The sequence below is a fragment of the Halomonas sp. DP8Y7-1 genome (genome assembly GCF_019801685.1).
In the GTDB taxonomy this organism is placed as follows: domain Bacteria; phylum Pseudomonadota; class Gammaproteobacteria; order Pseudomonadales; family Halomonadaceae; genus Halomonas; species Halomonas litopenaei_A.
Window position 1 is genome coordinate 22,653 of sequence record NZ_JAHVIN010000001.1, and the last position, 17,250, is coordinate 39,902.

At 61.2% G+C, this 17,250-nt stretch carries 14 protein-coding genes and 2 tRNA genes; 8 read left to right on the forward strand and 8 right to left on the reverse strand.

Translation table 11 applies throughout. From position 1 onward, the window contains the following. Positions 1-170: 170 nt before the first annotated feature. On the reverse strand, positions 171-962 hold the full coding sequence (locus KUV41_RS00105) for an AraC family transcriptional regulator (protein ID WP_222483589.1): 792 nt from the start codon (positions 960-962) through the stop codon (positions 171-173). 107 nt (positions 963-1,069) lie between these two features. On the opposite strand from KUV41_RS00105, the gene KUV41_RS00110 reads away from it, so the two are divergent. Further along, the gene (locus tag KUV41_RS00110; RefSeq protein ID WP_222483591.1) at positions 1,070-2,020 is read left to right on the forward strand and encodes a DMT family transporter; all 951 of its coding nucleotides are present in this window, start codon (positions 1,070-1,072) and stop codon (positions 2,018-2,020) included. 121 nt (positions 2,021-2,141) lie between these two features. Here the strand turns inward: KUV41_RS00110 and KUV41_RS00115 are convergent, their stop codons facing one another. Further along, positions 2,142-2,603 (reverse strand): flavodoxin family protein, encoded by a 462-nt coding sequence (locus tag KUV41_RS00115; RefSeq protein ID WP_222483592.1) that lies wholly within the window; start codon positions 2,601-2,603, stop codon positions 2,142-2,144. Positions 2,604-2,807: 204 nt separating this feature from the next. On the opposite strand from KUV41_RS00115, the gene KUV41_RS00120 reads away from it, so the two are divergent. The 3 genes from KUV41_RS00120 (at position 2,808) to KUV41_RS00130 (ending at position 4,493) form a co-directional block, all read left to right on the forward strand. Further along, a complete protein-coding gene (locus KUV41_RS00120) occupies positions 2,808-3,287 on the forward strand; it encodes a YbhB/YbcL family Raf kinase inhibitor-like protein (protein ID WP_206944463.1) in 480 nt (159 codons plus the stop codon). Positions 3,288-3,384: 97 nt separating this feature from the next. Then, positions 3,385-4,077, forward strand: a complete 693-nt coding sequence (locus KUV41_RS00125; RefSeq protein WP_222483593.1) for a hypothetical protein — start codon at positions 3,385-3,387, stop codon at positions 4,075-4,077. Positions 4,078-4,157: 80 nt separating this feature from the next. Beyond that, positions 4,158-4,493 (forward strand): zinc ribbon domain-containing protein YjdM, encoded by a 336-nt coding sequence (locus KUV41_RS00130; protein ID WP_206944459.1) that lies wholly within the window; start codon positions 4,158-4,160, stop codon positions 4,491-4,493. Between the two features lie 127 nt (positions 4,494-4,620). Here KUV41_RS00130 and KUV41_RS00135 read toward each other — a convergent pair whose 3' ends face one another. The 3 genes from KUV41_RS00135 to KUV41_RS00145 form a co-directional block, all read right to left on the reverse strand. Next, on the reverse strand, positions 4,621-6,102 hold the full coding sequence (locus tag KUV41_RS00135; protein WP_222483594.1) for a YfcC family protein: 1,482 nt from the start codon (positions 6,100-6,102) through the stop codon (positions 4,621-4,623). Between the two features lie 423 nt (positions 6,103-6,525). Then, positions 6,526-8,226, reverse strand: coding sequence for a ShlB/FhaC/HecB family hemolysin secretion/activation protein (locus tag KUV41_RS00140; protein ID WP_222483595.1), 1,701 nt, complete (start codon positions 8,224-8,226; stop codon positions 6,526-6,528). 281 nt (positions 8,227-8,507) lie between these two features. Beyond that, entirely contained in the window at positions 8,508-11,129 is a 2,622-nt protein-coding gene (locus KUV41_RS00145) for a collagen-like triple helix repeat-containing protein (protein WP_222483596.1), read from the reverse strand. A gap of 278 nt (positions 11,130-11,407) precedes the next feature. Here KUV41_RS00145 and KUV41_RS00150 point away from each other — a divergent pair, with 278 nt between their 5' ends. Further along, a complete protein-coding gene (locus tag KUV41_RS00150; RefSeq protein WP_224907398.1) occupies positions 11,408-12,031 on the forward strand; it encodes a hypothetical protein in 624 nt (207 codons plus the stop codon). A 178-nt stretch (positions 12,032-12,209) separates the two neighbouring features. Here the strand turns inward: KUV41_RS00150 and KUV41_RS00155 are convergent, their stop codons facing one another. Further along, complete coding sequence (locus KUV41_RS00155) at positions 12,210-12,800, reverse strand: helix-turn-helix domain-containing protein (RefSeq protein WP_206944449.1); 591 nt, start codon at positions 12,798-12,800, stop codon at positions 12,210-12,212. A gap of 102 nt (positions 12,801-12,902) precedes the next feature. After that, positions 12,903-13,658 (reverse strand): SDR family NAD(P)-dependent oxidoreductase, encoded by a 756-nt coding sequence (locus KUV41_RS00160; RefSeq protein ID WP_222483597.1) that lies wholly within the window; start codon positions 13,656-13,658, stop codon positions 12,903-12,905. Between the two features lie 269 nt (positions 13,659-13,927). On the opposite strand from KUV41_RS00160, the gene gltX reads away from it, so the two are divergent. From gltX to KUV41_RS00175, 3 genes are all read left to right on the forward strand, one after another. Continuing rightward, a complete protein-coding gene (gene gltX / locus KUV41_RS00165; protein WP_222483598.1) occupies positions 13,928-15,415 on the forward strand; it encodes a glutamate--tRNA ligase in 1,488 nt (495 codons plus the stop codon). 262 nt (positions 15,416-15,677) lie between these two features. Beyond that, positions 15,678-15,753: transfer RNA gene (locus tag KUV41_RS00170), tRNA-Ala, on the forward strand. A 17-nt stretch (positions 15,754-15,770) separates the two neighbouring features. Next, positions 15,771-15,846: transfer RNA gene (locus tag KUV41_RS00175), tRNA-Glu, on the forward strand. Between the two features lie 500 nt (positions 15,847-16,346). Here KUV41_RS00175 and KUV41_RS00180 read toward each other — a convergent pair. Next, on the reverse strand, positions 16,347-17,240 hold the full coding sequence (locus tag KUV41_RS00180) for an NAD(P)-dependent oxidoreductase (protein ID WP_222164258.1): 894 nt from the start codon (positions 17,238-17,240) through the stop codon (positions 16,347-16,349). Between the last annotated feature and the right edge of the window lie 10 nt (positions 17,241-17,250).

The window sequence follows — 17,250 nt, forward strand, 5'->3', positions numbered from 1 at the left end:
AGTAATTCGCCAAGTCGGCCTTGAGCCGTTGTTCTGATCTCGCCGGCGCTGCCTAGCAGCGCCGGCGTTTTTTGTGCACCCAACACCAGGCCGAACGATGTTGCTGCCGGGAGCTGTCGCGCTGTCGCCGAGTGCTCCTGGGCGAAGGCTGTGCTGTCCGTGCTGAGGTGCTATCGCTCCTGCCCACGCCGGTATTCGTCCGGTGTCTGTCCTGTCAGCCGCCGGAACATGGCAATAAAGGCAGACGCGCTGGCATAGCCAAGGTCCATGGCGATGGCTTCGACCTTGGCACCGGATTCGAGCATCGGCATGGCCTTGACGACCTTGAGGCGCTGGCGCCATTCGGTAAGCGTCATCCCCAGGTCGCGCTGAGCGCGGCGCAGCAGGGTACGCTCGGTGACGTGCACCGCCTTGGCCAGCTCTCCCACGCTGGCAGTGGCGGTCGGGTCGTCCTCAAGCCGTTGCAGGGCTCGGCGCAGTTGAGGGTCTGCGGAGGTAGGGAGGTAGCTTCCCGCGCATTCGGCGACCGCCAACTGGTCCACCAGCACGTCGAGCAGGCGCGTCAGGTCGTCGGGGTAGGGCGCTTCTGCGGGGTGGTGGCGTAGGTGTTCGAGCAAGGCCCGGGTCAAGGGCCCAACGGTCAATGCACAGGTGATATCAGGTAGTGCACTGGCCTGAGGCGTGGCGATGTACAGCGAACAATGACAGGCGGCCTGACGATTAAGGCCCTGGTGCTCTACCCCGGGGGGTAGCCACAACCCGTAGTGCGACGGTGTCAGATAGCGCCTTTGCCCCACATCGACTTGGACCACCCCGCTGTAGGAATAGACGAACTCTCCCCAGCTGTGGCGATGACGGGGATAGGCGGCATCTGCTGGCATATAGCCGGTACGAAAGACGACCGGCGCGGGCAGCGCATCGTGAAAGGGCGGAAACAGCAAATGCTTGGGTGTGTGGGGCATGATCGGCACCCTGTCCGAGGGAAGGCATGGCTTGTCTGATCTTAGCTATATACGGTGAATGCGACAATCGCATACTTCATGGCCGACAGTAGCGATGGGAGAAGGTCATGGGGGATCGTAGGACGCTAGACGCACACGCCGTGGGCCTGATGCTGGTCTTTTGCCTGACGCTGGGTATGCAGCAGGTTGCCCTGAAGGCGACCGGCGACGATATTTCACCGGTTTTACAGATCGCCCTGCGCTCTGGCCTGGGGGCCGCGCTGATTGCCTGCTACATGCTGGCGCGGGGACAGCGGATGTCTCTGGGGGATGGGAGCTGGAAGCCAGGTCTGATCGTGGGCGGCTTGTTCTCACTGGAGTACGTGCTGCTGGGAGAAGCGCTGCGTTTTACCACCGCCTCCCATGCGGTGGTGTTTCTCTACACCGCTCCCATCTTCACTGCGCTATTGCTGCATTTTCTAGTCCGCGACGAGCGCATGGCAGCGATGCAGTGGCTGGGGATCAGCCTGGCGTTTGTGGGCATAGGAGTGGCCTTTCTGCTGCCTGCGGGGGGCGATGTGGAGGCCGCTGGGCAAGCATCGCTGTGGGGCGATCTGCTGGCATTGCTGGCCGGCGTGGCGTGGGGCGCCACGACGGTGCTGGTGCGAACCACGCGACTCTCCTCGCTGGCGCCAGAGCAGACCTTGATATACCAGCTGGTGGCTGCGTTCGTGGTGCTGTTGGCCAGCGCCGCGGTGCTGGGACAGTTGACCATTGACCCTACGCCTCTGGCGTTGACCAGCCTTGCCTTCCAGTCTGTGATCGTCTCCTTTGCCGGGTTTCTGGTCTGGTTTTGGCTGATCCGACACTACCAGGCGTCGAGGATTGGGGTGCTGTCATTTCTGACCCCGCTATTTGGGGTCGGGTTTGGCGCCTGGCTGCTGGACGAACCCATAGAGCCTGGCTTCATGATCGGTGCGGTCATGGTGGTGGCGGGGATCACCCTGGTCAGCGGTGAAGGGTGGATCCGTCAGTGGCTCGCCTCCCGCCGTAGGCAAGCGGCGATGTTCGGCAAGTAGGCAGCAGGACAACCCTCACAGGCATAGGCGCGCTTTTCCTCCAGGGCGCGTCTTTCCCCTAGGGCGCGTCTTTCTCCAAGGACGCGTCTGTCTCATACGTCGTGCCCAGCAGACGAAGGTGTCAGAGAATACCCGCGTCCAGTCCAGCGGCCATGGCCTGGGACAGCGCTTCCACCTGGTCGACGAAGTCGTCCTGCCATGTGCCTTTCAATATCAGCGGGGGCTGAACCCAGCGCCAGCGCAGTCCGCTGACAATCGACTCGACCGCTCGCATGGTGCCGGTGCCGTCATGGCCGGCGCGGATATACAGGGCGCAGGGAAGGCCTTGAGTGTGATCCAGCAGTGGGTAATAGCTGCGATCAAAGAAATCCTTCAGGGCGCCACTCATGTATCCGAGGTTTTCGGTAGTGCCAAGCAGGATGGCATCTGCCTGACGCACGTCCTCGGGGCCTGCCTCCAGGGGGGCCAGCACCACGATGTCCACGTTCTCGATATCCGGGTGGCAGCTGGCGCGGCAAGTGGCCTCCCGCAGTCTCAGGGTATTGGGGGAGGGCGCGTGGGCGACGACCAATAGACGTTTCATGCGTGGCTCCGCAATGGGCATGTGGGCAATGGCGACAGTGAAGGGTTCTTCGTGTCAATAACTTGCGCGTTTGACAGCGGGTGGCGGCTTGTCGACCCTAGGAAGGGTGATTAAGGTGCATGTGGCGCCTTGGGCTGGCTATTGGCTTGTGCCCAAGAGCTCACTTGATGCACCAAAGACCACCGTTCCAGGGAGGAAACCCCCATGCCTTTCGCGCTATCTTCATTAAGCGTCACTAGCCCGGCTTTCGACAATGACGCTGGTATTCCCGCACGTCATACCCAGGAAGGCGAGGACATTTCACCGGCGCTGGCCTGGCAATACCTGCCAGAAGGCACTAAAGGGATTGCGGTCATCTGTCACGACCCGGATGCGCCGCTGGTGCAACATGGCAGCTACGGTTTTGTGCATTGGGTACTGTATAACCTGCCTGCGTCGCTGACGTCCCTTGAGGAAGGCACCCAGCAGGGGACTCAGGGGAGCAATGATGCGGGTAATCTCGGCTACAACGGACCCCTGCCGCCCGAGGGCCATGGGCTGCATCGGTACTACTTCTGGGTGCTGGCGCTGGATACCGCGACCCAGTTGCCCGAAGGTCTCAGCATGAGCGAGTTGCTCGAACAGGTCGAACCGCACCTGTTGGGTATCAATCGCCTGGTGGGCACCTATCAGCGCGAGGCCTGAGAACAGGCTGACAGCCCGCCTCCAGGGCGGGCTTTTTTACTTCCTCAACGCATGTGTGCCGTTTCGGCCGCATGGCGAGTGATCAAGGATGACGCTCATGTTCGATTGGATTTCAGCTCACAAGGACATTCTGCAGACGCTGGCAAGCGTGGGCTCCTTTCTCATCTGGCTGATCTATGCTCAGCTGCTGTACTTCGGCTTTCGCCGTCAGCGCCGTCCGCGCTTGATCATCAACCGCGGCAAGCGCAAGAACCTCGATGCTCTCTGTGTCATCAGCAACATGAGTGCCGAACCTATCTATCTTCAGCACATCATGATGACCCTGGAGACCTCCAAGGGCGACTGGACACTGGACGTCAGCGACCATGAGGCGGACCTGGAAGACGACCACAGTGACCAAGAGCGAACGCCAGACGGTCGCTGCACCCATCAGGGACCGCTGGACAGTGGTGGTTTCGTCCATATCGGCTCCTTCAACGCCTTGAAGCAGCGGATCATCGATATCGCTGGTCTGGACGACAAAGAGGGAACGAAGGATGACCTGGTGCTCAAGGCGATGTGTGTTCGGGTGATTGGCACCTATTGCTCGGAAAACCTGCCGATTGGCGCCGAGCGCCGCTTTGTCTTTCACCAAACCGACGATAGCTGCACGCTGGTGCCAGAGACCTGGGACACCCTGCAGTTCAGCACCCGCAGGCAGCGCAGGGAGCTCAAGCGCGATATCAAGCGGATTCACGAGCGTCAGGCCCAGGGCGAGGGTGAAGAGCCGGAAAGGGAGCAAGGCGACTGATGACCTGGCCAGGCGGGTGACTGGCTTTTCGCGCGGTGGGGGAGTACCGTCAGCGCCTTCCTTCAATGAGAGAGAGCGTCATGAGCGATTTGCCCGCCTGTCCCGCCTGTCAGTCACCTTATACCTATCAGGACGGCCCTTCGCTGATCTGCCCCGAGTGCGGTCATGAGTGGTCCCTGGAGACAGCAGAGAGCGACGCAGAACCTGGTATTCGCGATGCCCACGGAAACCCGCTCAACGATGGCGATACCGTCACCGTGATCAAGGATCTCAAAGTCAAGGGATCGTCGTCGGTGGTCAAGGTCGGTACCAAGGTGAAGAACATTCGCCTGGTCGACGGAGATCACGATATTGACTGCAAGATCGATGGGTTCGGTGCCATGAAGCTCAAGTCGATGTACGTCAAGAAGGCGTGAGTTGGCGGAAGCTGGCAGGGTCTCGGCAACGCCGCCAGCGCTCGCAAGGAGCGCTGGGGCTGGATGAGGCAGATGGGTGGACGGTGACGGTTATCGGTGCCTGAGTCGTGTGCGCGCGTCGCCGTGTTCAGACCAGACTGGCGCCGACGAACAGGGTCACCGCGCTGACGCCGAAGGTCAGCAGGATGAAGGGCATGGCCCACTTGACGAAGCGCTCGTAGGGAATCTTCGCCAGCGCCAGGCCCGCCACCAGGTGGGCCGCCGTCGGAGCAAACATGTTGATCCAACCGCTGGCGGATTGGAAAGCGGTGACGACCAGCTCGCGCTCGACGCCAGAGAAGTCTGCCAAAGGTGCCATCAGTGGCATCGACACGGTGGCAAGGCCCGACGTGGAAGGAATGAAGAAGCTGAGCACGATATGGACCACGTAGGAGACGACGACGAACATGCCGGTCGATAGTCCCTGCACCGCACCTTCCGCCCAGTTGAGGATGGTGTCGATGATCACGCCATTGTCCATCACGACATAGATCCCCCTCGCCACCGCCACGACCAGGGCAACCCCGATCAGGTCCCGAGCGCCATCCAGGAAGCTGGCAATGAAGCTGGATTCTGGCTGCCGATTGATGACCGCGATCAGGATCGCAGAGGTCAAGAACAGGGTAGACAGCTCGTCGAACCACCACCACAGGGTCGGGAACAGGGTGATCCCCATGTCTTCCCAGGGCACTACGCCGTACACCATGATGCCAAATGTCAGGAAGAAGACCGTCATGGTCAGCTTATGGCGCAGGGTGTAGGCACCGCTGGTGACGGGGGCGCTGGCGCTTGCTGGTGTTGCACTCAGGTCAGCCAGGACGGAGCGCTGCGGGTCGCGCTTGACGCGGGCGGCGTAGCGCATCACGAACCAGATGGCCAGTGATACCAGAATCACGAACTGGACCAGTCGGAGGGTAATACCGGCGCCGATCGGCAGTCCCGCAAATCCCGAGGCGATACCGGTGGCGAAGGGATTGACGGTGGAGGCGAGTACCCCAGTGCCCGAGCCGAGCAGGACGATACCTGCCGCCACCATACGGTCGTAACCCGCGGCGGTGATGACCGGCAGGATAATGGCCCAGAAGGCGACGGTCTCTTCCGCCATGCCGTAGGTGGAGCCCCCCAGTGCAAACAGGATCATCAAGACCGGGATCAAAAAGTGTTCCCTTCCCTGGAAGCGGGCCACCACCGCGCCGATCCCTGCATCGAGGGCGCCCGAGTGCATGGTGACCGCCAGAAAACCTCCAATCACCAGGACAAACAAGGCAACATCAACGGCCTTGTGAAACCCCTTGATGGGGGCAATCAAGACGTCCATGGGCCCCTGGGGCGAGCTTTCCAGTACTTGATAGGTGCCAGGAATCGGCAGCAGGCGCTCATCGCCTTCGTAGTCGAGGACTTCGGTGGCGGGGATGACGGTATCGGTGCCTTCGACGCGATAGTCGTACTTGCCGGCGGGCATCACCCACGTCAGCAGGGCGACCATGATGGTGATCAGGAACAGCAGGGTGTACACCGTCGGCATACGTAGGCGGCTGCGTTTACGGGAAGAGATCGATTGCGTTTCCATCTCGTGTTCCTCGGTTCAGTAGTCGGTTCATGGGCCGGATCATCAGGTCATGGAGTGGGCTCTGTTGTGTTTGGTGTGCTCCAGCAGGCGCCGAGAGAGTGGCGCCCACCGTTTGAGTCTACGAGGGTCAAGCCGTCAGTTGGGCGGTCCTCGGTGCAAGTCTTGACCCGCTGCAAGGAGCGGGACGATCTGCGGTGATGGAGCGGGAATTATGCTGGCCTGGCTCAAGGAATGGGGCGAGGGCATTCTGCAGTAGCCGTCGCGCGACGACCTCGTCGCAGAACAGGGGGGAAGATCGATGCAGGGTTGATGGCCGTCTGTGGCGTGAAGCGGCGGGGCGGACATGAAAACGGCCAGGGTCTGGGGTCCTGGCCGTGCTGCCTTCAGCGAAGAATGCCGTCGGCGGTGGATACCTCGAGTCGCTTAGCCTTCGAAGTTCCACACCAGCCGAGCATTGATACGCCCGTCACGGCTGTCGGTGTCCGGGTCGCGGTCGCCGATGGGCTCTGCGTACTCCAGCGTCAGTCCGTACCATCGTCCTTTGGCTAGCCGAACGCCCGCTGCGGCAGATGCCAGATGGCTATCCACATCACGGTTCTGGAACTCGGTGCGTGCACCGTCGACGACCAGGAAGGGCTCCACGTTACTGAGCCAGTCACTATCGAGCGTATGCAGGTAGCGCAGCTCGAGTGAGCCCGCGTAGCCATAGTCCCCTTCGGCTTGACCCGCATCGTAGCCGCGCCCGAAACGCTGGCCACCGTAGTTGCCGCGCTCGGGTTCGGGCAGCTCGTCGTCGGAGTAGAAGCCGTTGGCAGCCGCGGTCAGCCGCCAGCGCTCTCCTAACAGGTGTCGGTACTGAGTCTCCAGCTGCCAGCGGGTGAAGTGAAGGTCGCTGGTGGTCTCCAGAGGAGTGCCATTCAAACGGCTCCGCTGTTCGTTGCCGCCTAGGTCGACACCCTGACGGACGGCCGCCGAGGCCTGCCACAGTGACCGGTTGGCTTGGGTGCGATAGCTCAGGTCCAGGTCCGCTGCGGAATATTCATAGTCATCGACCAGCTGGTTGAGCGTGCGATCCTCGAAGCGTAGGGTCGTGGTCTTGGTTTCGTCGTGATGGCGCAGGGCGCCCCCCAGCGTCAGGCTTGAAGAACGTGTCAGCAGCACCGGATAGGACAGACCCAGGCGATAGCGCTCGCGATCGGTGTCCTGATCCTGGCTGAGGTCGAAGCGCTGTCCGTTGAGCAGGTAGATAAGATCTTCATCATCGCTGCCGCGGTAGGTGTCGGCAGACGCCGATAGTGTCAGGCCATCGCTGCCAATGCCGGTGCGGAAGTCCAGCGCGTACAGTTCATTGTCATTGTCGATGGGCCATAGCCAGGAAAAGCCCAGGCTCTCCCCCCAGGAGGTGAGGCTTTGTGTCGACACCCGGTTGATGAACACGGCGTCTTCCTCATCCCCCCCGCTAACACTGCCGGCATAGTCGAAATGGTCGATGCGGCGTTCTTCCACTCGCAGGGTGGTGGCGCCATTGGGGGTGCGCGGGACAGGGGCCTTGAGGGTCAAGCTGGCGCCGGGGATTTGCTCGATCAGGCCGCTGACGCGCTCGAAGGTTGCCCGTGTCAGGGGGCGCTCATCCAGCAACGGCATGACCAGTCGCTCGACGCGGCGGGCCACGGGGTCGTCGTCTACGACGATTTCGGTACGTGCGATGTGACCCTCCACCAGCACGATACGCACATTGCCGTCGATAAAGTTGTTGGTCGGCAGGTAGGCGAATGACAAGGGGTAACCCGAGGACTGGTAGGCGTCGGTGATGGTCTTGACCTCGGCCTCCACGGCCTCGCGGGATACCGTCTGCCCGACCATGGCCTGTAGTCCGCTGGATAGCGCACTCAGGTCGAGCACGCTGTCACCGATAAAGCGCACATGGCGTACTGTGACACTGTCAGGGACGCCTGGGTTGGCGTCATCGGGCAGATCCACTTCGGTCTGCACATCACGCTCGGGGGGAAGGAGTCGCTGGTTCTCGATGATATCGTCGACGGTGTCCAGAGTTTCCTGGGCCATGGCCGCAGACGCCAGGAGAAGACAGCCAGTGGCTGCCAGAGGAGAAAAAGTCCTGCGCATTCGTTGATATCCTTGTCGTTCCCAGTGGGGTATGGCGCTCAAGGCGCGTCGCAGCAGGCGAGGCCTCGTTTATCGTTATGGGTCTTGTTAAAAGGAGCCTTGTCACTTGGCTCTCGTGTCGAGAATGATCAAGAGCGCTGAGAGTCATGAGCGCGCTGAGCGTAAGGGTTGAGGCTGAGCATAGAGGTCGTACACAAAGGCCGAGCACAAAGAGAAGGCAGAGAGAACAAAGGCCCGACACCCGTCAGGGTGCCGGGCCTTCAGATCATCTCAGCCGCAGCTTATTTGTTGCCGCCAAGCAGACCTCCCACGATGCCGGTCAGGCCACCTGTCTTGGCCCCCCCTTCAGAGCCGGAGCCCTCGCTGCCGGTAAGCCCTCCCGTCAGCTTATCGGTGACGCCGCCGACGGTATCCAGGGTGCCGCCGACCAGGCCACCATCACCCTCTGAGCCCACCAGGGCGTTGCTGATACCTGACGTGACGCCTGTGCCACCGCCACCGCTGCTATCGCCTCCCAGGGTGTTGGACAGGGTGTCATTGACGCCGGAGACCAGGCCGCCACCGCTGCTACCGCCTCCTAGGGTGTTGGACAGGGTGTCGTTGACGCCGGAGACCAGGCCGCCACCGCTGCTACCGCCTCCCAGGGTGTTGGTCAGGGTGTCATTGACGCCGGAGACCAGGCCGCCACCGCTGCTATCGCCTCCCAGAGTGTTGGTCAGGGTGTCGTTGACGCCGGAGACCAGGCCGCCACCGCTGTCGCCGCCACCCAGGGTCGAGCCCAGCCCGGATGTGAGGCCGCCTGAGCTATCGCCTCCCAGAGCTCCGTTCAAGCCTTGGGTCAGATCGCCGCCAAGGCTGTCGTTGAGGCCAGCGATCAGGTTACTGTCTCCTCCCAGCTGACTGTCCAGGCCGCCGGTGAGGCTATTGCCGTCCTGGCTACCGCCAAGTCCCGAGAGCAGTGCGCCGTCACCCAGCAGGCCAGCAGATTCGAGCTTGCTGAGGCCTTGCCCATCAAGGCTTGCGATAAGGCGCGCTTCGTCACCTCCCAGCAGTCGGCCGGTGTTGGCGACAACGCCACCGACACCGCTGACCGTGCTGCCAAGACCTGAGGCGAGTGCCCCATTGCCGCCGATGCGTCCACCCAGTCCATCCACGGCCACTCCCGCACGAATCAGCAAGTTGCCGGCTTCAGGCCCGACCACCAGCGCCTGACTGAGCTGCGTCACTCCGCTGTCGGTATGGATCACCACAGGGCGAACAACGGCGGTGATTTCACTGGTCAGCCCACCAAGGTGGGATGTCTGATCATTGAAACTCAGGGCCAGGGTGTTGCCGGCCTGGGTCACGCCGCCTCCCAGTTGGGCCAGGCTGCTGCCGAGTTGAGAAATGGCGCCGGTGCGGGTATCCAGCTGCATGACCAGCGGGAGCTGGCGCAGATCGCCCACGGTGGCACCGAGACTTGAGACCACTTCACCGGTCTCAGATACCGCGACGCCACCTCCCGCCAGGCTGGTACCCAAGGCATTGGGGTTGTTGGAGATATTACCGACACCGTTGCTGAGGCCACCAGTGACCCCCGATACGGCCTCGCCCGAGTTGATCACGACATTGCCCAGGCCATCGGTAATGAATTCACCCTGACCAGCGAGGCTCTGCTGAGAGATGCCGTTACCCAGGGAAGTCACGGCGTTGCCGACGCCAGTACCGGCCTGGCCCGCACTGGCCACTGTGCGCTCAAGGTCAGTTCGACCATCGTTGGGTGCCGTGGTGTCGCCAGTAAGCAGGTCACCCAGGCCGCTACCATCGTTGGCACTGCCTCCTCCGAGCAGTTCCCCTGTGGCGATGACGATCCCACCGGTGCCGGTGACGCTGTTACCTGCCCCGCCCAGCAAGGTGTAACGCTGCCCGATTCGCTGACCGAGTTCGCCCAAGGTTTCGCCGCTGCGCAGCAAAAGGTTGCCAGCCTGGGCGGGCAGTACCAGCGCCTGGGCCACGCGGGTCACCTTGCCATCGGTTCCCAGCAGCACTGGGCGCAGACTCGTGCTGAGCTTGGTCGTGAGCCCACCCAGCACCTGGTCCGAGTCCTCCAGGTTGACGCTGAGGGCATCTCCGACCCGCTCTACCTTCCCGCCGAGTCCCTGGACAGTGGTGCCAAGCTTGGTGACGAGACCTGTTCTGGCGTTCAATTCCATGACGACCGGGAGGGTGGCGAGGGCTTCCACCGTGGCTCCGGTGGCCGACACCATCTGCCCCGCTTCGCCGGCACCATTGGTGATGCCTGCAGCGGTGGTGCCGAGATAGTTGTCATTGTTACTGATATCGCCAAGTCCGCTACGAACGCCGGTCGAGACATCCCCGACCACGTCCCCGCCCTCGCTGACGATGGTGCCAGCCGGCTGTGTGACGCTTGAAAGCTGAGGAACGGCCTGCTGTTGGGAGATACCTGTGCCGATATCTGTCAGGGTCTGATCGATACCGCCGGCCGTGTCGGCTGTCGCAATGCTGAGGTTTTCCAGCGAGCTGCGGGCAATACCATCGCCACCGTCTCCATCGCCGCCGCCGTCTCCATCGCCGCCGCCGTCTCCATCGCCGCCGCCGTTTCCGTCGCCGCCGCCGTTTCCATCGCCGCCGCCGTTTCCATCGCCGCCGCCGTTTCCGTCGCCGCCGCCGTTTCCATCGCCGCCGCCGTTTCCATTTCCGCCGCCGCTTCCATTGCCGCCGCCGCTTCCATTGCCGCCACCGCTTCCATCGCCGCCGCCTCCGGTAGAATCATCATCACTGGTGATCGGGTCCTGGCTATTGCTTGCCAGCGTGCGAGAGTTGCTAGAGTCGCCAGAGCAGGCGGTCAGGGTCGCCATGGCACTGGCCAGTGCGATCACAAGAAGTTTCTTTTGTAGAGTCATCGGTCGGTACCTCGCCTATGCCGCAGTAGTGCTTATTGGGGTCATCGGGTTGGCGCTTTTTACAAGCGTCACATCCTGTTGTTGTTATGGTTTAGATTAGATGCTTCTTACGGCATAGTTCCTTTTTACTAAGCTTTTGTGGGTTTTAATTGGTATTAATGCATTAAGAAATGTAAGTAATTGGTGAGCTAGTGTTTTGGTTAAAGTTGCGCTGACGCTTAACAGGTACACCCCTGCACTCGCGTGTTAGTCTTTTGGAGTAGACAAGGGGGAAGGCTATGTCCGCATGGCGAATTGGATGGTTACTGATATCCGTGGCACTTGTTGCCTGTGACGACGACGGCAAGTCGTCTGGCGTCAATGTGGCCTCCGAGCAGGAGCGCGCCACTGAGGCACGCCAGCCCATGGCGGCAAGGGAATTGCCACAAGAGTCTCCTCCCCAGGAGGCTGAGGACGCATCTCCCATTGATGAGCGTCTTGCCGAGCCGGTGGCCGTTGCCTTGGACAGTCAGCTAGGGCCTGACCGGCGCATGTACGTCACGGCCACAACGAATCTGCCGGCGGGTACGCGGGTTCAGCTTCGGGTGGTGCGGGAGGCCAGCAACGTTCGTTGGCAGTCACGCACCCAGGTGACCGATGGCGCTGTCAGCGCCGGGCCGTATGGGCCTGGCAGCGGTCTGCCGGACGGGTACTATCGAATTGAATTCGCGACGGCGCCTGCGGACGTTCAGCCAGCGGCGGTAAAGGCCAGCATTGGCGAGCGAGGCAGATATCTGTCGGGGCCGCTGGTGGTTGAATCCGAGCACGGCCTGGGCAAGCTGGTGGAGGCCAGCGAGCGGTTCCTGGTGGGGCAGGAGGTGCGACGCACCTTGGATGATGTCGAGGTCCAGCAGCAACGCTAGCCGCGAGGGCCAGTCAGTGCCTGTGTGCCGAGAGCCGCTAGAAGGCCGTGGCAAATGATGGGGAATGAGAAGATCTGGCGCAGAAGAGTGTTGAAGGCGGAATACGCTAAATAGGCGTTGAGCGTTGTCGTGTGGGCGGCGGCAAGGGCAGCTCCGTTGCCGCTCGCCCTTTGGTTGATCACGCCGAGCTGTCGTTTCTCCACACGGCGACGAGCTTCGCCTTGAGGCGCATGCCGCTGTGATAAGGGGTGGTCGCTGTTTGTCCTTGGCGCTGGAAGGTCAGTTGACCATTGGCGTCCTGAGCCACACGGCGTATATAGAGCTGCTGTTCTTCCGCGATCAAGTAAAGGCCTGGCTGGCGAAAGATATCCGTCGGGGCGACGGCTGCCAGGTCCAGGGGGCCTAGAAAGTCGAAGTGTTCCTGTGGGGCCGGTGTCACGAGATGGCAGTCGCCGTCCCAGCGCTGGTCGGGAATCAGCTCCAGCGGAAGGTCGATACCCTTGTGTGCCACTTCCTGCCAAGGCAGTGGTAGTGATGACCGTAGATAGAGAGGAGAGGGGCGGCTTGGCTCACCCTCCAGCAGGTGGCTGAGCGGGCAGTTGAGCGCCTGGGACAATGCCACGAGGCGCTCATGTCCAATTTGCTTGATCGTGCCGGACTCCCAATAGGAAATGGTAACGTCCGAGACCCCCACCTGGCGTGCCAGTGCTGCCTTGTTCAGGCCGGCTGCCATTCGTAAAGACTTGATGCGCGGACCCAGCGCGTCCATGGAACCACCCTGTCGACACAATAAGAGAACTTAGAATACTCATTCATAAGGTCTCCATATGCAATATCAGGAGTCAACGATATACCTAGGGTGCTGGGATAACTACCAGTCAATAGAGGTATTTGCCCAGTCGTAGAAGCCTCCACTATCATCGGGGCCATGCTGTTCCACTACCTGAAGGATAGCGTCGGCAACGAACTCGGGACTGAACAGCTTGCCTTCAGGTACTCGTGCCTGGAACGGGCGAGAGAGCTCGGTGTCGGTCGTGCCTGGATGAAAGCTCAGCACGCAAGACTGTGGATTTAAACGCTTGAGTTCGATGGCTGCCGTCTTCATCAGCATATTGTGGGCGGCCTTGCTGGCCCGGTATCCGTACCAGCCGCCCAGGCCGTTGTCGCCGATCGACCCGACGCGAGCGGAAAGGCTGAGAAAGGTCGCAGGGTGCTGGCCTTTGAAATGCGGGAGCAGCGTCTTTAAAAGCAGGGCGGGCGTAATGGCGTTGATCTGGTAGAGAGCGAGCAGGGCGGCTTCGTCAAGCTCCTCAAGGCGTTTCTCGGGCTGGACGCCGCGAGCATCATCGTGCAGCAGGCCGACGGCATTGACCACCAGATGAACCGCGCCTGCCTGCTCATGCAGTGCCTGGGACAGCGCCTCTCGGCCATCTGCCGCGGTGATATCGGCGGCGATGGGCTCGTGCCGGGGATCCAGCTGATCCGTGGGTCGACGACTGACACTGATAAGCCGACCGAGACGCGGATCGGTCAGCAACCGCTCCAGCACCGCACGACCAATGCCACCGCCACTGCCCACGACGATGGCACAGTAGTCCTCGGGTAACCTGGGGGATGACTGCGACATGATCTCACTCCTCTGTTGTTGCGTTTGTATGTGGCGGCCGTTCGTGACGTTCGTTATGTCGTTCCGTTGGTTTCGCTGTTCCGTCGCTCCGTTGTGCGAGCCACCGCGCGTGCTCTGGGTTGACTCGACGTCAGGCTGGGCCTGCCATGCGCTCTGCATAGAGTGGGGCGATGGTCAGCGGCGCTGGCCCCTGCGCAATTGCGTCCACGGTGCGTATAATGCGCCCACGCTACCAGCTTGGCTTCAACCTATTCAGGATGCAGGACGTTATGACTGTTCGCACGCGTATCGCCCCGTCGCCCACGGGGGACCCTCACGTAGGTACTGCCTACATTGCCTTGTTCAACCTGTGCTTTGCTCGCCAGCACGGCGGAGAGTTCATCCTGCGTATCGAAGATACGGATCGAGTCCGCTCTACCGCGGAGTCGGAGCAGATGATTCTCGACTCGCTGCGCTGGCTCGGCCTCGACTGGGATGAAGGTCCTGATGTGGGCGGTCCCCATGGACCCTACCGCCAGAGCGAACGTGGTGAGATCTATGCCCAGCACGCGCAGACGTTGCTGGATGCCGGACATGCTTTCAAGTGCTATCGCACCAGCGAAGAGCTGGATGAACTGCGTGAAGCGCGCAAGGCCGAGGGGCTGCATCTTGCCCTGAAGCCTGCTGATCTGGCGTTGGAGCCGGAAGAGCAGGCACGCCGTGAGCGTGAGGGCATGCCTTACGTGGTGCGCATGAACGTACCCGCCAGTGGCCCCTGTGTGGTGCAGGACATGTTGCGCGGTGAGATCGAAGTGGACTGGGCGCAAGTAGATGCGCAGATCCTGCTCAAGTCGGACGGTATGCCGACGTACCACCTGGCCAACGTGGTCGACGATCACCTGATGGGCATCACGCATGTGCTGCGCGGTGAGGAGTGGATCAACTCGGCACCCAAGCACCAGCTCCTGTATAAGTACTTTGGTTGGGAGATGCCGTCTCTCTGTCATATGCCGCTGCTGCGTAACCCTGACAAGTCCAAGCTGTCGAAGCGCAAGAATCCGACGTCCATCAATTACTACCGTCGCATGGGCTTCCTGCCCCAGGCAGTGACCAACTACCTTGGTCGCATGGGTTGGTCCATGCCTGACGACCGGGAGAAGTTCTCGCTGTCCGAGATGATGGAGCACTTCGATATTCAGCGTGTGTCGCTTGGCGGGCCGGTATTCGACCTTGAAAAGCTGACCTGGCTCAACGGTGTCTACCTGCGTGAAGACCTGGATGATCGTGGCTTTCTCGAAGCGCTGATGAAATGGGCCTTCAACGAAGAGTACGTGTCCGAGATTCTCCCTCAGGTGCGCACACGCGTGGATACCCTGTCGGATGTCGCGCCCTTGGCGGGCCATTTTTTCTCCGGACTGCCGAATATCAGTGAAGCAAGCTTCAGCGATATCAAGCTCGAGCGGGAAGACCTGCTCAAGCTGCTGCAGTTCCTGGTGTGGCGTTTCGAGAATGTGACCCGTTGGGACAAGGCGTCGCTGCTGGAGGAGGTCAAGCTCCTGGGGGCTCACTTTGATCTCAAGATGAAGGCACTGTTGGCTCCCGTGTTCATCGCGATCACCGGCTCTTCGTCCAGCACCTCCGTCATGGATGCCATGGCGATCATTGGCTCCGACATGACCCGAGCCCGCTTGCGCCATGCCATTGGTGTTCTGGGCGGCGTGTCGAAGAAGCAGGCCAAGCGTTTCGAGAAAGAGTACCGCGAGCTGCCGGCGGAATAGCCGTGAGCTGCCGGTAAGCTAGCACCGCCGCCTGTAAGGGGCGGTGGCAACAGGCTGAAGAGCGCTAGCAAGAGAGGGCGCCAGCGCAACGTCGCTGGCGCCCTCTTTACTTTGAGTCCTTGATGTCGGCAGTGGCCGAGTCTCCGTGAGCAGCCAGCGGCGTCGACAGGACGGCCACAGGCGCTCGGGCCTTCAAATTTCTGCCAGGATGGCTTGACCGAAACAAGTGGAATCAGTACTATACGCATCGTCTTAACGAGACGGGGCCTTAGCTCAGCTGGGAGAGCGCGACACTGGCAGTGTCGAGGTCAGCGGTTCGATCCCGCTAGGCTCCACCATCCTCGTTTCAGGCTGCGTCCCATTCGTCTAGTGGTCTAGGACACCGCCCTTTCACGGCGGGAACAGGGGTTCGAACCCCCTATGGGACGCCACTCTTCTTTTGATGCCGCTTATCTATATGCCTTGTCACTTGGCTTAATGCAAAAGCATTAGGCTGAGGGTTTCTTGGTCTGCGTAGCATTCTGCCTAGCTACATCTGTCAACAGATGTTGATGCCAAATTGGCCTGTGGATTATTGCCATTTGTTGTCATTGTCGGCTTGACAGCAAAGGGTGTTTGTCCACCACCACTGCTCAACCTGCCCCGGTCAGCTCTCGCTTCGGGGATAGTGCCCGTGGTTACGCGTTTTTTATTTTTTTCCTTGTATTTCAACAGCTTACTTAAGGTCAAAAATTGACCAATTTAAGGTCGAGGCCCATTTCATGGCGATTGAGGGGCGGTTTCGATAGGTTGTGAACAGGGTTATCCACAGAAAGTGTGGAAAACGAGAGCCTGGGGGTATCAGGGGGAGGAGGTTGGCTTTCCAGATGGAGTCGCGAGAGGGCAGGCTGGGGGCAGCGTGATGTTGCTGCCCCTGCTGGTATGTGAAAAGTCAGTCTTTGCGATCCGTGGCCTTAAGGCGTCTCAGTAGGGACGACGTGTCCCAGCGTCCACCGCCCAGGGCCTGGACCTCTGCGTAGAATTGATCGACAAGAGCAGTGACGGGCAGTCGTGCATCGAGTTGGCGCGCCTGGCTCAGGCAGATGTCGAGATCCTTGCGCATCCAGTCCACCGCGAAGCCGTGATCGTATTCATCCTTGATCATCGTGTCGTGCCGGTTTTCCATTTGCCAGGAGCCGGCGGCCCCCTGGCTGATGACCTCGATCACCCGGTGTTGGTCGAGGCCAGCCTTTTCTGCAAAGTGCATGCCCTCGGCGAGGCCCTGGACAAGGCCGGCAATGCAGATCTGGTTGACCATCTTGGTCAACTGGCCGGCGCCAATGTCGCCCATGCGCGTCACGGCTCTTCCATAGTGAAGCAGGGTGGGGCGGGCACGTTCGAAGCTGTCTTCCTGTGCGCCGCACATGATGGTCAATGCACCCTTCTCGGCCCCTTGCTGGCCGCCGGAGACGGGGGCGTCAATGAAGCCCACCTCACGCTCTGCGCAGGCCTTGCCGAGCTCTTCGGCGAGGCTGGACGAGGCGGTGGTGTGGTCGACCAGCAGTGCTCCTGCTGCCAGTCCTTGCAGGGCGCCATCGGCGCCGGTGACCACGTCGCGGACATCGTTGTCATTGCCGACACAGACCAGTACCAGATCCGCCCCCTTGGCGGCTTCTGCCGGGGTCGGGTGGTGACTGCCGCCGAACTGCTCGGTCCATTGCTGGGCCTTTGCCGAGGTGCGGTTGTAGACGCGCACATCCAGCCCTGCCTGGGCAAGGTGTCCGGCCATGGGGTATCCCATGACGCCAAGGCCGATAAAAGCGACCGTGGAAATCTGCTGGCTCATCAAGAGGCTC

Coding starts and splice junctions, on each gene's coding strand:
- KUV41_RS00105 (WP_222483589.1), bottom strand. CDS start 962: ATGCCCCACACACCCAAGCATTTGCTGTTTCCGCCCTTTCACGATGCG.
- KUV41_RS00110 (WP_222483591.1), top strand. CDS start 1,070: ATGGGGGATCGTAGGACGCTAGACGCACACGCCGTGGGCCTGATGCTG.
- KUV41_RS00115 (WP_222483592.1), bottom strand. CDS start 2,603: ATGAAACGTCTATTGGTCGTCGCCCACGCGCCCTCCCCCAATACCCTG.
- KUV41_RS00120 (WP_206944463.1), top strand. CDS start 2,808: ATGCCTTTCGCGCTATCTTCATTAAGCGTCACTAGCCCGGCTTTCGAC.
- KUV41_RS00125 (WP_222483593.1), top strand. CDS start 3,385: ATGTTCGATTGGATTTCAGCTCACAAGGACATTCTGCAGACGCTGGCA.
- KUV41_RS00130 (WP_206944459.1), top strand. CDS start 4,158: ATGAGCGATTTGCCCGCCTGTCCCGCCTGTCAGTCACCTTATACCTAT.
- KUV41_RS00135 (WP_222483594.1), bottom strand. CDS start 6,102: ATGGAAACGCAATCGATCTCTTCCCGTAAACGCAGCCGCCTACGTATG.
- KUV41_RS00140 (WP_222483595.1), bottom strand. CDS start 8,226: ATGCGCAGGACTTTTTCTCCTCTGGCAGCCACTGGCTGTCTTCTCCTG.
- KUV41_RS00145 (WP_222483596.1), bottom strand. CDS start 11,129: ATGACTCTACAAAAGAAACTTCTTGTGATCGCACTGGCCAGTGCCATG.
- KUV41_RS00150 (WP_224907398.1), top strand. CDS start 11,408: ATGTCCGCATGGCGAATTGGATGGTTACTGATATCCGTGGCACTTGTT.
- KUV41_RS00155 (WP_206944449.1), bottom strand. CDS start 12,800: ATGGACGCGCTGGGTCCGCGCATCAAGTCTTTACGAATGGCAGCCGGC.
- KUV41_RS00160 (WP_222483597.1), bottom strand. CDS start 13,658: ATGTCGCAGTCATCCCCCAGGTTACCCGAGGACTACTGTGCCATCGTC.
- gltX (WP_222483598.1), top strand. CDS start 13,928: ATGACTGTTCGCACGCGTATCGCCCCGTCGCCCACGGGGGACCCTCAC.
- KUV41_RS00180 (WP_222164258.1), bottom strand. CDS start 17,240: ATGAGCCAGCAGATTTCCACGGTCGCTTTTATCGGCCTTGGCGTCATG.